Source organism: Streptomyces sp. NPDC034037, from assembly GCF_055575715.1.
In genome coordinates this window covers 89,032-101,873 of the sequence record NZ_JBVISC010000015.1, presented here as the reverse complement: position 1 = coordinate 101,873, position 12,842 = coordinate 89,032, and the positions used below count along the sequence as shown (strand labels likewise).

Annotated in this window: 13 protein-coding genes; 2 read left to right on the top strand and 11 right to left on the bottom strand. The window is 71.1% G+C overall.

The window, feature by feature from the left end:
- Positions 1-1,141 precede the first annotated feature (1,141 nt).
- Both ACZ516_RS33750 and ACZ516_RS33745 read left to right on the top strand, forming a co-directional pair.
- The gene (locus ACZ516_RS33750; RefSeq protein ID WP_469013587.1) at positions 1,142-1,762 is read left to right on the top strand and encodes a hypothetical protein; all 621 of its coding nucleotides are present in this window, start codon (positions 1,142-1,144) and stop codon (positions 1,760-1,762) included.
- 55 nt (positions 1,763-1,817) lie between these two features.
- A complete protein-coding gene (locus tag ACZ516_RS33745; protein ID WP_451519807.1) occupies positions 1,818-2,237 on the top strand; it encodes a helix-turn-helix domain-containing protein in 420 nt (139 codons plus the stop codon).
- A 373-nt stretch (positions 2,238-2,610) separates the two neighbouring features.
- Here the strand turns inward: ACZ516_RS33745 and ACZ516_RS33740 are convergent, their stop codons facing one another.
- From ACZ516_RS33740 to ACZ516_RS33690, 11 genes are all read right to left on the bottom strand, one after another.
- Positions 2,611-3,396: a hypothetical protein gene (locus ACZ516_RS33740; RefSeq protein ID WP_469013585.1), complete on the bottom strand. Its 786-nt coding sequence runs from the start codon at positions 3,394-3,396 to the stop codon at positions 2,611-2,613.
- A gap of 100 nt (positions 3,397-3,496) precedes the next feature.
- Positions 3,497-4,750 carry a hypothetical protein gene (locus tag ACZ516_RS33735; RefSeq protein WP_469013582.1) on the bottom strand — a complete coding sequence of 418 codons (1,254 nt, stop codon included), beginning with the start codon at positions 4,748-4,750 and terminating at the stop codon, positions 3,497-3,499.
- Between the two features lie 301 nt (positions 4,751-5,051).
- Positions 5,052-5,522 (bottom strand): hypothetical protein, encoded by a 471-nt coding sequence (locus ACZ516_RS33730; protein WP_469013580.1) that lies wholly within the window; start codon positions 5,520-5,522, stop codon positions 5,052-5,054.
- Between the two features lie 229 nt (positions 5,523-5,751).
- A complete protein-coding gene (locus ACZ516_RS33725; protein WP_469013579.1) occupies positions 5,752-6,012 on the bottom strand; it encodes a hypothetical protein in 261 nt (86 codons plus the stop codon).
- Complete coding sequence (locus ACZ516_RS33720) at positions 6,009-6,314, bottom strand: DUF6247 family protein (protein ID WP_469013576.1); 306 nt, start codon at positions 6,312-6,314, stop codon at positions 6,009-6,011. The genes ACZ516_RS33725 and ACZ516_RS33720 overlap by 4 nt, the downstream gene beginning before the upstream one ends.
- A gap of 355 nt (positions 6,315-6,669) precedes the next feature.
- Positions 6,670-7,065, bottom strand: a complete 396-nt coding sequence (locus tag ACZ516_RS33715) for a hypothetical protein (RefSeq protein ID WP_469013575.1) — start codon at positions 7,063-7,065, stop codon at positions 6,670-6,672.
- A gap of 15 nt (positions 7,066-7,080) precedes the next feature.
- Complete coding sequence (tpg, locus tag ACZ516_RS33710) at positions 7,081-7,638, bottom strand: telomere-protecting terminal protein Tpg (protein ID WP_469013574.1); 558 nt, start codon at positions 7,636-7,638, stop codon at positions 7,081-7,083.
- A gap of 3 nt (positions 7,639-7,641) precedes the next feature.
- Complete coding sequence (tap, locus tag ACZ516_RS33705; RefSeq protein WP_469013572.1) at positions 7,642-9,774, bottom strand: telomere-associated protein Tap; 2,133 nt, start codon at positions 9,772-9,774, stop codon at positions 7,642-7,644.
- A 223-nt stretch (positions 9,775-9,997) separates the two neighbouring features.
- Positions 9,998-10,807 (bottom strand): hypothetical protein, encoded by an 810-nt coding sequence (locus ACZ516_RS33700; RefSeq protein ID WP_469013570.1) that lies wholly within the window; start codon positions 10,805-10,807, stop codon positions 9,998-10,000.
- Positions 10,804-12,330 (bottom strand): hypothetical protein, encoded by a 1,527-nt coding sequence (locus ACZ516_RS33695; protein WP_469013569.1) that lies wholly within the window; start codon positions 12,328-12,330, stop codon positions 10,804-10,806. The genes ACZ516_RS33700 and ACZ516_RS33695 overlap by 4 nt, the downstream gene beginning before the upstream one ends.
- Entirely contained in the window at positions 12,323-12,529 is a 207-nt protein-coding gene (locus tag ACZ516_RS33690; protein ID WP_469013567.1) for a hypothetical protein, read from the bottom strand. Before ACZ516_RS33690 ends, ACZ516_RS33695 begins: the two co-directional genes overlap by 8 nt.
- Positions 12,530-12,842 lie beyond the last annotated feature (313 nt).

Genomic DNA, 12,842 nt, shown 5'->3' with positions numbered 1-12,842 from the left:
CCCGCGGAGCGGGATATGCCCCGGCAAGCCGGGGCATAGAGCGCGAATTGCGCAAGCGCAATTCGGATTCCCCCGCAAGCGGGGGAATTGAATTCCGCAAGCGGAATTCCTGACGGAATGCAATTCGCGCAAGCGCGAATTGGAGGCGACCGCGCAAGCGCGATCACCGGGGCTGGCTACGAGGGGAGGTGCATCACGCGCGGGCCTGTGTAGGGCTTGGGAATCCCAGTTACCACCCCCGCAACGGAGATGATGGACCGTCGGTCGGATCGGGTGCCGGCCTCACCGTAGTGACGGGCTCCGCTGCGCTCCACCCGAACCCCTCCCCTAGCACCGAATCGGCGCGTTCACGCTTACTGGTACGACGCCAGCATACACGTCTAACCCCCCGAGTGGTGCAGAATCCGCCGCCGCATCACCCGGGCGAGCGAACCCACTGCTAGAGTGATGCATCACGACCACCCGCTGTGTAACGTTTGAGTCCTAGCTGCACCACCCCAGCCCTCAGTGAAAAACTACCGGCAGAATTCGAGATTGCGCGGCCGTGAATTGCTCAGCCACAGAACGGAAGCTCAGATATGCGAGCGCCGGAATTCGACGTGCGGAGGTACCGGAGCTGAACGGCCCCCCGGGGTCGGGCGGCGGAACCGCGCACCGGCACCGGCCACGCCTCCGTGCTTTTGAGCGTCACGGCCGGTACCACCCGGGACTCAGAGCCGCTGCTGCTGTCCAAGGCCCGCACAGGGGCGCGGTCCCGCACGCGAAGCGAGCTCAGCCACGGGGGCCGGCCTCCTCGATCCGGTGGTTGTCGACGGCGACACGCCCGCTGCTGCCAGCTGCTTGTGCCGGGCACCGCGCGGCGTGTCGGCGGGGGTTCGTGTGACAGCCAGGCTCTAGTGACACATAAGAGCGTTCCGCGTCGAAACCGGTTTTGACCTGCGGTGATGTGTAACCGTTTGTTCTAGATCTCCAGAACAAACGCGTCCCGGGTGTTCTGGAGATCTAGAACAAACACCCCCCAAAACTGACGGGTCGTCAGGTGACGGTGAGGCACCGTTTGTTCTGCCCCTCCAGAACAAGCCGGTTTACCTAGTGCTACCGTGCTCCCCGAAACGTTGATCATCTCTGGAGGACTGTGCTGATGGAACAGCTGCCGATCGTCCGCCCCGGCGAGCGCGTCGTCGCGCGGTCGGACGGTAAGGGCGGCTTGATCCTGGGTGTCGAGAAGATCAAGGGCCGCGAGTTCGCCGCGAGCGCGGAGTGCAGCGGCTACGTGCTGGACGCCCGGCTGCTGATGGACGTCCTCGGCAGCCTCAAGATGCCCGGCTCCTGGTTCCAGGTCTGGTGCAAGCTCGTGGCGCTGCAGAACGCCAACCGCGCCGACGACAACCTCCGGGCCGCCGCCCGCGGCTTCGTAAAGACGAGCCAGCGCGACCTCCAGGCCCGGTGCAACTTGTCGGCGGCCTCGGTGAACGAGGCGTCGCAGTTCTTCGCGCACATCGGCTGGATGCGCACCGCCAAGCGCGGGATCCTCCAGCTGAACCCGTGGCTCACGGTGGCCGGCACCTCCGGCGAGCAGGAGAAGTGGCAGGCGCTGTGGAACAGCGCGGAGGGCCCGGCCTGCATCATCCCGCACTCCGACTACCCCACCGAGTGGCGCCAGGCCCGCGAGGCTGAGAAGAAGGCCGCTGAGTCGGCTCGCCGCAAGGAGAAGGTCGTCACGCTGCGGCAGCGTCGGCCCGTGCGCAAGGTGAGCGCATGACCGCGCGCGGCATATCCTCGTTACACGTCAACCGGATCGGAAGTGGTGAGGCTCCGTGAGTAGCTCTTACGTCCCCAGCCCTCCCACCGAGGCACCCGTCACGATCTCTCGTGACGTCCTGCGCCTCCTGGCCCTGGTCGACGTCTCCACCGCCGGCCGCCGCGTCCTGGACCAGCTGCTGTACCTCAGCGACCCGGAGACCGGCACCGCCGAGATCAGCCAGAACGAGATGGCGCGCGAGCTGGGCGCGAGCAAGCCGACCGTGAACCGCGGCTTCAAGGAGCTGCGTGAGTGCGGACTCGCCTGGGGCCTCGAGGACGGTCGCTACCAGCTCCACCCGTTGCTGACCGGCGGTGCGGTGTCCTCCCCCGTCATGGCGGTGCCCGAGATCAAGGCCGCCGACCCCGAGAGCTTCACCGAGCAGCGGCGGGCCCGGTTCGCCGCCCAGGTGGCCAATCTCGCCGCCACCGGCTGAACACCCCACTGAGGCCCCTGAACGGCTCTCCAGCGGGCTCCTGGCCCCGCGAAGACACATAGGCGCTGCACCTCCGGGTGCGGCGCCTCCTTCATGCCTGCCCGCGATCAAGCCGGTAGCACTACGTAAACCGGCTTGTTCTGGGAGAGCAGAACAAACGCAAGCCGTGTCCGCTGCGACAACGGACGGCCGGTAGCACCAGGTGAACCGGCTTGTTCTGGAGGAGCAGAACAACCGGCGGCCCTTCGGAGCACGGACGCTGTATGCAGCAGCCGTCCGCCGTGCGCCCCTGGCCCATGTAAATGCTGCGCTGGACCCGATGCGCGGCCGGGCAGCAGACCACGAGCACGACCAGGACCACGAGCAACAGCGACTACAGCAGAGTCCCGGCCAGGGCCCGGCGATCCCCCGTCAGGGCGTAGCGGCGGGCAGCGAGTCCGTTCTCCACCGTCTCCCCGATCTCGTCGCACAGGAGCGCCAGGACGTCGGCGGCCTCGGTGTCGGACAGGTACGCCGGGGCGACTTCGAGCATCAGCTCTCCGAGCTGGTGCGAGCACGCCGCCAGATCGTCGACGACGGCGCGCAGCGCGGCGTCGGCCGGGTCCGCCGGCGGTTCGACGGGCGCCGGGGGTGGCGCGCTGCGGACGTCGCGGACGGCCTGGCGGACCACGGCGCGCACCGTGGCCGTGTCGAGGGCCTGGAGGCCGCTGTGGGCGAGCGCGGTGAGTCGGCGGGTGATGATCTCCGCGACGGCGTCCGTGCGGCCGGAGACGGCGATCAGGGCCCGCTGGGACAGGCCGTAGTCGAGCGCGGCCGCGGTGCCCGCGTCGGTGTCTCGCGTGCGAGACAGACTGGGGCTGGCGGTGACGGCGTCGTGGATCGCGGCGAGCGCGCGGGCGACGTCGAGGAGCCGGTACGCCTGGGCGCGGCTGATGCCGAACTCCGCCCGGCAGTACGACTCCCAGCTGCTGTGCTCCAGGGGGAGCCAGACGCGGGCAGCGTGCGCGGCGCGGACCCGGGCGGCGAGCAGCGCGACGGAGCGCCGGACGTCGTCCATCGCCTCGCGCAGCCCGGCCGTCATCTCCCGGGCGCGGGCCGCGGTGAGCGGCGGCCGCGCGGGTTCGACGCCGTGCTCCTGGTCCTCGGGGGGCTCGCTCACGACTTCATCGTCCTCCGCGCCGGCGGGCACCACCAGGGCGTGCGGGAGCGCGGGCCGCGAGCTCCACCTCACAGCCTCATACCCTCACAGCTCACCTCGTCTACCTGCGGAAACGGACTGTGAGGCTCATAGGCGGCGCGTCGTCGGGGAACTCGGGGTGTGGAGGTCGGGGTCCGGGGATCAGGGGGCGTGGGCCGCCGGGCATCAGTCCGCGGTTGCGCAGGACCTGGGCCCGTTCGCGGCATCGGGTGGTGCAGAACTTCCGGGGGCGGCGGGTGGCCTGGGGCAGGGGCTGGAGGCAGACCGGGCAGCAGCCGGGAGCGGCAACCGGGGTCAGGCGCTCCAGCAGCCGCCGGACGTGGTCGACCTCTTCCTGGGTGGTGAAGTAGGGGGCGTCGGCGTGGCCGTGGCAGCCGGTGAGGAGTTCGCGGAAGACGGCGCGCAGCTCGGTGAGGTCGCGGCGGCAGGCGCCGAGCAGGTCGAGGAAGTCTTCGACGGGCCAGGAGGCGAGGACGCCGGTGCGGGTGAGGTACAGGCCGACGGTGTCGATCCGGTAGACGTCGGCGGCGTCGAGGAGGAGGTAGCCGGCGAGCTGCCAGGCGGTGCGCTGGGACATCTCCTTGAGCGGGTGGCGGGTGCTTTTGAAGTCGAGCAGCAGGCCGTCGACAGCGAGGTCGGCATCCGCCGTGATGCGGGCGCCGGCGAACGTCGGGCCGCCGTGGCAGTCCTCGGGCCGGGTCCGGGCGCGCACGTCCTGAAGGGGGCTGTGGGTGGCCTTGTGGAGCTGGTTGACGATGTCGTCGACCATGTCGGGGTGCGGGAGCTGAAGCAGGCGCGTGAGGGTGAAGCTGCGGGGGTCCTGCAGGGCGGCCCCGGCGAGTGGGGTGAAGGCGAAGCCGATGGGAGTGCGGGCCAGGACCTGGTACCAGGCCGCGGCGATGAGCATGCGAGCCAGGTCCTCTTCTTCGTCCTGGGCGCGGTCGAGAGGCAGGTCGCGGTTGTCGAGGTCGAGGCCCTGGACGGTCTCGGTCATGCGCGCGGCGAGCTCGTTGCCGACCGCGCGCATCCGCAGGCCCTCACCGTGGCTGCCGATCCGGCCGGTGAGCTCGATCCCGATGAGGGCGGCGTCGTCCACGGGCGCGGCCGCGGTGAAGGCCAGGCGCAGGCGCTGGTCGATTGCCGTGCCGACGGTGCCGGCTTCGGTGCCGACGCCGGGCGGCGGGAGCAGCACGTGGTCGGTGCGGTGCTGGGCGCGGTAGTTCTGCCGCAGCGGGCCTGGGCCGGCGGACAGTTCGCGGTCCAGGAACCGGCGCAGGGGGGAGTGGGGGCTTCGCAGCCCGTCGACCAGGGACAAGGAGGGATCACCACCGTTCGTCGAGCGCCCGCCGGGGCGCGCGGGGGAACGGTTTGGACGGTAGGGAGCGGGACTGACACGGTGTCACCCGCAAGAGGTAGGAACGGGGAGCCGTGGGCGCGGGATTCACCCGGGAGAGGGGCGGCGTGTCACCCTTCGGGCACGGGCGGCCGGGCCAGCTACGGCAGGTACTGCCACCGTGTCACGCAGCCCCTCACAGCCTCATAGACTCACAACTCACTCCGTCTACCTGCGGAAATGGGTTGTGAGGCTCACATCCTCACAGGACGAGGGCGGGGGTTCAGGACTCCGCGACGCCGTGCCCGGCCACCTCCGCGAAGCTGGCGACGCCGATGACCGCCGTCATCCCGACGAGGGCCGACAGCGAGAAGGAAGCGTCGCCCAGAACGGCGGCGGCGAGCTGCAGGCCGGCCAGGGCCAGGCACGTGCCCCACAGGGTGCAGCGGCCGACGACGGTGGAGCGGGCCTCGTTCTGCGAGATGAGCAGCGGGATGCTGGAGAGCAGGGCAAGGACGGCGAAGATCAGGGAGACGAAGAACGCCGGCCACGTGGCGAGGTCGTCCCAGGAGCGGTAGTGCACCAGGGTGTAGGTCATGGAGAAGAGGTAGACGACGGCGCACAGCAAGGCCGCGAAGCCGCCCACCAGGGCGATCAGGGCCACGATGTTCAAGTTGCCGGTGGCCAGGTCCTGCAACGGGCGCTTCGGGCCGGAGGCGTCGCTGTCGGTGGTGGTCTCGTTCTGGCTGCTCACTGGGGCTCCGCGGTGGTGGCTGGGTTGCTGGGGCGCAGAGCGTAGGGGATCACCGGGTGACCGCGTCAGGGGCCTTTCCAGCCACCACGATGGCAGCCGGCCTTCTGGCAACACGGTTGGATACGCGTTGCCGCCCAGGTGGCAACTGGTGGGTACGGCCGTGGCTACGATCGGAAACGCCCTGACCCCGGCAGTTGCGATGCCGGGGTCAGGCCGTTGTCACCGGTGGCTACCCGAGCCAGGTGATGGTCAGGACGGACAGACGGCGCAGGGGCCGGTTCACCCAGTAGGTGAGGGACAGCTGGCCAACGGAGGCGTGGCGCACGTCCTCGCCCTCCGGGTCGTCGGCGTTCCACTGCTGGAAGCCCCACGGAGCGCCGGCGGCGGCGTCCAGGACGTCCCACACCATGTCTTCGACGTGCTCGGGCAGGGTGTCGAGGACCTTCGCAGCCGGAGCGGAGAAGCGGACCGCGTACGGCTGCTCGGTCACCGGCGCCGCCCGCGGAGCTCCGCCATGTCGATGAAGTCGCTGTCGTCGTAGCCGGAGGCGACGAACGCGTCGACAGCCGGAGCTGAGGCGAGACGGCCCTGCCACTCCTGGACGACCGCGTACAGCCCGCCGAGGGAGAACGTGCGCCGGGATTCCTCGAGGGCGGCGGCCCACTCTCGCTCGAAGGCCGGCACCCAGGAGTCGGCGCGCGCGTCGGCGCGCAGCTGGGCGAGGAGTTCGGCCGGCCCTTCGGGAGCGGGGGCGTACGGCGTGACGGGTGCGTGGTCGGGCCGCGCGCTCATCGGCGGGACCTCTTCTTATGGAGTGCCCGTCCGCACACGATCATGTCGTCGTCCGTTCCCCAGCTGCAGAAGGCGCCGAAGGGCACCTCAGCGGAGGTCATGGGAACCATTCCCTCCCAGTTCTTCCCGTGTTCGGCGCAGAGCAGGACGTCTGCGAGGTCTGGATGACGGTAGGCCGCAATAGCGGTGCAAGGAGGAGCGTGGTCAGGTTGGTTACTCATCGTGGCCTCCTTGAAGGGCGTCGCTCCACGGTACGCGCGCCGGATCGCCGTGAATGTGGTGATGAGCAGATCCCGAGGGCCGGGCCCCGGCAGTTGCGATGCCGGGGCCCGGCCCGTGGTGTGTCGACCGGGGGTCAGGCGGCCGGGGTCAGGGCCAGGGTGTAGTGGCGGCCGGTGGCCAGGTGGACCGTGAGGGTGTCGTCGTCGTCGGCGGTGGCGGCCCGGTAGGCGGGGTGGGCCAGGAGCGCGGGGACGACCACGTCGCGGAGCACGTCGGCGGCGGGACCGTCGGCCGGGGCCGGGGCCGGGGCGCCGGTCGACGGGAAGACCTCGCCGTCGGGGCCGTGCTGGAAGTCGAGCACCCAGGTGCGCCCGGCCGCGGTGAAGACGATGTCGCCCGCGGCGCCGGAGTCGGTGACGTCGCTGGCGTCCGGGTGGTCCTCCAGGGCGTCGGCCAGGCGCGCGGCCTCTTCGTCCACGGCGGTCAGGTGGCTCTTGTCGCGGTCGATGGGCGGGAATTGCGTGGTCATGCTTTCCGCTCCTATTCAGTAGTCCAGATCGAGGTAATCGATGTCGTTGATTTCCACGTCCGACAGTCCCATAGCGCGGCCGCCGCCGTCCTGGAAATACACTTCTTTAAACCCTTCGGCGATGATTCCGCGCATCTGCTGGTCGCTGGCGCCCGCGTTGCGGGCGTCGAAGAGGCGCTGCGCGTACTGCGGGGGGAGGTGCACGGTGAGTCGGCGGAACCGTCCGTCGTCGGTCGTGCCGACCGGTGCGGTGTAGCCGAACCGGGCCCTCGTTTCCACCGTGATTCCGCCTGTGGTGGCGGCCTGCTTCTGCCGGCGCTTGCGCACCAGCGGCTGCCACCGCTGCCGTACGGCGTCGTCGATCTTCGCGGCGACGTCGGCGCGGGCGTGCTTGCGGGCGCCGCGCCGGTAGCGGTTGACGGAGTCGGCGGTGACCCCGAGCTCTGACGCGACGGCCTTCGCGCTGCCGAACTGCTTGAGCAGGAAGCCGATCTGGCCCTTGAGGGTCTTGGGCGGGTCCTTGGTGAATGCCTCGCGGTCGGCCCGCTCGATCGCGTCGTCGATCTCCCCCACGGTCTACTCCCCTTCGTCCAGGACGGCGTCGCCGCCCTTGATGTGGCGGGCCGGGTTCAGGCCCTTCTCCATCAAGTCGACCGCCCACAGCATCTGCTGGACGCCCTCCAGCTTCGCCAGGCCGGGCGTGGGCCCGAGGCGGAATCCGCCGGGCTGTGGCTTGCCCGAGGCGGCGTAGGGGAGGAAGTCGAGCGGCGATGTCCCCGGGCTCGGGTAGACGACGCAGTCGGACAGCACGGCCAGCGGGTACAGGCCGGTCATGTCCGCCATGTTGCGCAGCTTGCGGTGCATGTTGACCCGGGCCTTGCTGATGACGGCGGCCCTAATGTCGGGGCGCCACGTCGGCCGGGACAGGGCCGGCCACGTCTCGCCCTCCTTGTAGTGCTTGCCCTGGGGGCGCTCACGGAGCTTGCCGACGCCGCCCTTGACCGTGGCCTTGATTGCCGCGAGGACGGCGGCCAGCGCCGGGTCCTTCTCCTTGTGGTGCTCCATTGCCGCCAGGAACTCGGCGTCGGACAGGTCCCGGGTGACGCCCATGTCGGCGAGGGTGTCGACGTAGGCGTTCTTGAGGCGGTCGTGCCACGGGTCGAGGTACGCACCGGTCTCGCGGCGCAGGTACGCCTCGATCGGGTGCACGTCGTAGCCGAGCTCCTGGGCGTAGGCGAGGGTGTGCGTCTGGTACCAGGCCGGGCCGGCCGGGCGGGAGCCGTCCGGCGTGAACGGGCTGGGCAGGCGCGGGTCCAGCTCGATGTGGGAGACGTCGGCCAGCCAGCTTCCGGGGATCTTCGGGTTGAACGCGGGGGCGTGGAAGTGGTCGGGCGCGCTGAGGCCGACGATCAGGCGGGCCGCGGCGGCGAGGAACGCCGTGTTGAGGTCGAGGCCGACCGCCCACGGCAGGGTGCACTCCTCGTCGGAGAGCGTGTCCACGTCCCGCATCCACTGGTACGCCTCCTCGTTCAGGAAGCCGCCGGTCCAGCCGCTGTTGACGACGACGGGGTGTTCCGGGGTGGCCTCCGGCGGCGCCGGGTCCATGGGCTCGGTGCCGAGGCTGCCCGGGTTGTATCCGGACACCCAGTTTCCGGTGGCTGGGTCTTGCACGGCCTTCGTCGGCGGGCGCAGCGCTGTCATCAGCTCGAGGCCGGAGACGGCGGTGGAGCCGCGCGGGGTGATGACCCGCTGGGCGTACACCCCAAGGACGCGGGCGATGTCGGCTGGCTCCATCTCCGAGACGCCGGGCCAGGAGCGCTCGTCGAGGGCGTCCCAGGACAGGATCGCCAGCTGCACGCACTGGCGGTCGCGGCCCTGCGCCTTGTGGTAGATCCGCGCCCACGGGCCGAACCCGCGCTGGGTGAGCTGCCACTTGGCCTTCGCGACCTGCTTGACGACCGGGTGGTCCTCCGGGAGGCGCAGGGAGCGGCGCTGCTCGTGGCCCTCCAGGCGCTCGGGCAGCCCCAGCTTCACGGCGGCGGCCGCGGTGAGCACGATCAGCGGATCGGAGTCCTTGCCGTACCGGTTGAGCTTCGGCGCGCCGAGACCGGACTCGCGCAGCGTCCACTCCACCAGTTCCGCCACGGTGGTGGCCGGGCAGTCCAGCACGACGCCGCCCACCGCGTACGCGGAGCCGTCGCCATCCAGGACGGCCAGCGGGCCGTGCGGGAAGCGCGGGTCGGTCGCGGGCGTGGCGGCCTTCTTCGCTGCCGGGCGCCGGGACGACGTCGCCGGGCGCCCGGCCGACCGGGAGGGACGCTCCGGCGCGGCGGGTGCGGCGGGCGTCTTTGCCGGGGCGGCCGTCTCGGGGGCCTCGGACGCGGCCGGGCCGGTGAACGTGTCCGGCACCGGGGCGGGCTGAGGCGTGGCCACGGGGGCCGGGGCGGCGGGAGTGCCGTGGGCGGGGTACTTCGCCGCCCACCCTTTGAGGAGCCGCTGGTACGCCTCCAGGCGCGGCGACTTCGGCTCGCTCCGCCCGTTCTCGTAGTTCTTGACCGTCTGCACGGACGACTTCAGAGCCTGCGCAAGGCGGGCCTGGGTGATGCCGGCGGCCTCACGAAGGCGGGCGCGCTCCGCCGGGGGCGGGAGCTGAGGCTCCTCCTCCAGCAACGCGTCGATGTTCGCGAACAACTCTTCCTCGGACGCCATGTCGATCTCCTCTCGTGCCCTCACCCTAGCACCGTTTACCCTGATCTTTAACCTAGTTTTTTACCCATTCGGATTTGCTGGGGAGGCGAAGGTGGACACGCAAGAAGGCCGCTGCGACCGAGCGGGATGGTTGGCGGACGAGCACGATAGTTGGCGTGTCGGCCGACATCAGGATGGCAGCGGGTTCCGACAGCAGATGTCAGCGGTTCCGACGTGAGGTGTGTCAGTAGGTACTGACGTCGTCGGCGTCGGTGAGGCGGAGGCTGTACCGGACGTCGTCGGCCAGGACGGCGGTGCTGTCGTCGGCGCGGACCAGGAGCCCTGCGTCGAGCAGGCCGGCGACGGTGGCTGCGGTCGGTTCCTCGGGGCCGGTGGAGACGGAGCCCTCGTAGGACGCCTGGAACAGTACGGCCGCGTCCTGCCGACTGAGGACGTCGCGTTGGAGCGGCCGGTAGTGCGCATCGCTCGGGTGCCGCCAGGGCTCGGTGTGGTTGGCGGGGTGAACCCAGTTCATCTGCCGGTCGGTGAGGACGTCCAAGCGCGGGCTGAGGGTGAAGTGGGCGGGGGCCGCGCGGCGCAAAGCGTACGGCCCGGCGAGGTGGGGGTATGCCCAGGCGCGTTCGATGGCGTCGGTGACGCGGTCGAGGTTCCAGCCGAGGGATTCGGCGAGGAAGTCGGCGGTGAGCGGGCGGCCGGCGTGGGCGAGCGCGTTGAGGACGGCGAGGGCGTCGGTGTCGGTGCCGGGGGCGGGCTCGGGCGGGAGCTGGGCGTCGAAGTAGCGGGGGTGGTGGTAGACCTCGGCGGCGTACGGGGTGAGGTCGCCGGGGTGGAGGTCGAGGCGTCGGGCGAGTTCGAGAACGACGTGCAGGGGCTGGTTGGGCAGGTTGTCCAGGGAGATGTCGTGCTCGTGGACGCCGAGGAGGTCGGCGAGCTCCCACGCGGTCATGCCCGCGTTGTGCTGGCGGCGGCGTAGTTCCTCGCCCCAGCCGCGGGGTTTGTAGCGCGGGGGCTTGTAGGGGCCGGGGCCGGTCACAGGGCGGCGCCCTGGTCGCTGAGGATGTCCACGTCGAGGCGGCGCGCGGCCATCCAGTCGGTGAGCGGGGCGGGGCCGGCGCCGAGCTGGGTGGCCTGGCAGGAGCCACGGTGCAGCCAGAGCGGATCCACGCCGATGCGGCGGCAGGTGCGCAAGACCACCTCGGTCAGTGCGCGGTCGGTGGCGTCGAGGTCGGGGTTCTTCGGGTCGGCGAAGAAGCGGCGGCGGGTGCCGGCGCCGTCCGCGCGGCGGTGGGCGAGGTGGGCGGCGATGATGTCGGCCGCGTACGGCGGGAGGAGGGTCTTGCCGGTGGTGCGAGCGTAGCTGGGGCACTCGTCCTCGTCGCGGCGGTCGAGCTGGTGGGCCCAGTCGGCGCGGAGGTAGACGGCGTGGTCGGCGAAGGTCGGCAGGTACAGGTAGCGGCCCGCTTCGTCGACGTTGCGGCACAGCAGGTGGGCGAAGCGGTCGGGGGCGGCGGTCAGGTGCAGGGAGAGCACGGTGACGGCGGCGGCGTGGGTGGAGACGGTGGCGCGCAGGGCCCGACAGATGCCGGGGGTGAGCCAGGTGGTGAGCCTGTCGGGGGCGGCGGGTCCGAGGGCGGTGTGCTGCCAGCGCAGCAGGACGCCGCGGGTGAGTAGGGATGCCTGGATGGCGCGGAGGCGGATGAGGGCGAGGCGAGGGCTGGCGGCGGTGCCGAGGCGTTCGTCGCGCAGGTAGGCGTTGAGCTGCCGCTGCAACTCGCCGGGGGTGCGGTTCGGGGTGAGCTGGTTGCGGTGGCGGCGTACGAACTCGTCGGTGCGCTGGGCTTCGGTGCGGTAGGTGAGGTTGAGCTGGTCGAAGGTGTCGCCTGCGAGGCGGCGGCGGCAGGTGGCGAGGAAGAGGGGGAAGTCGACGGCCGGCAGGGCCGGCCAGTCGGCGTCGGGGTCGGGGTGTTCGTCGGGGTTGAGCGGCTGGCGGGCGGCCGGGACGGGCAGCGGCAGCAGGTCCTGGAAGATGCTGATGCCGATCACGCGGACGTCGCGGTGGGGTCCGCTGTGCGGGAGACGGCCGCCGGTGCGGCGGGAGCGGCCGAGGCTCTCGATCGAGTTGCAGGTGCGGGTCGGGTCGGCGGGCGAGGACCAGATCAGCCACAGGTCGGCGTCGATTCGGTCGGCGAGCTTGGCGAGGTCGAGCGGCTCGCCGGGCAGGAGCCGGTGGGCGCGTTCCACGATGACGTCGGTGACACGGGCGGCGGACAGCCAGGCGGCGACGGCCTTCCATGCGTCGGCGACGCTCATGCGCGGGGAGTGGATCGCGGCGGGGTTCTTGCCCGCGGCGGCCAGGACGTCCCACACCAGGTCGGTGGCGGACCGTACAGGGTTGGGGCGGACCACGATCCGGGTGGGTGCTTCGAGGGCGGCCAGGCGCCGGCCCAGGCCCGGGTCGTCGCCGGCGTCGATGACGACGCGGACGGTGCGGTGCGGGACGACGGGCCGGGCGGCGGGGTCCTCGGTCGCCGCGGTGGTGGGCGGGGTCTCAGTCACGCAGGCCGCCGCCGAGGAGGGCATAGGTGTTGTGGACGACCGCCTCGTCGAGGGTGGCCAGGTTCTGCTCGGCGCACAGGGAGGCGGCGGTCCGGAACGGACGGCGCGCTGCACGGCTTGGGTTGACGGCCGTCGGACCGAGGCGGCCCCAGCTTTCGCCGCCGCCTGGGGCCCGGTCGATGCCGGCGAACTGGAGCACCTGGTCGACCAGCTGACCGCAGTGTGGCTGGCGTTACCGGCGCCGACGCATGCCTTACCGGGGAGCTAGCCGACCACTTCCCCCCTCAGCTCCTCCTCCCGCGGGCCGCATGCGTCCGTCCGAGTGAACCGTGACGGTGTTGCCGGTTCTGACTCGGTTACCGGCTGGATGATGGGCGGGTAAGGCCCGAGGCGGGCCACGTTCCGACCGCCGCCCGATCCGGCGCACCGGAACGCAAGGAGCGTGGTACTGCACCGGCCTGCACCACACGGGAATCACATCAGCAGCTCGTCAGTGTTCGTTGACGTGCCGG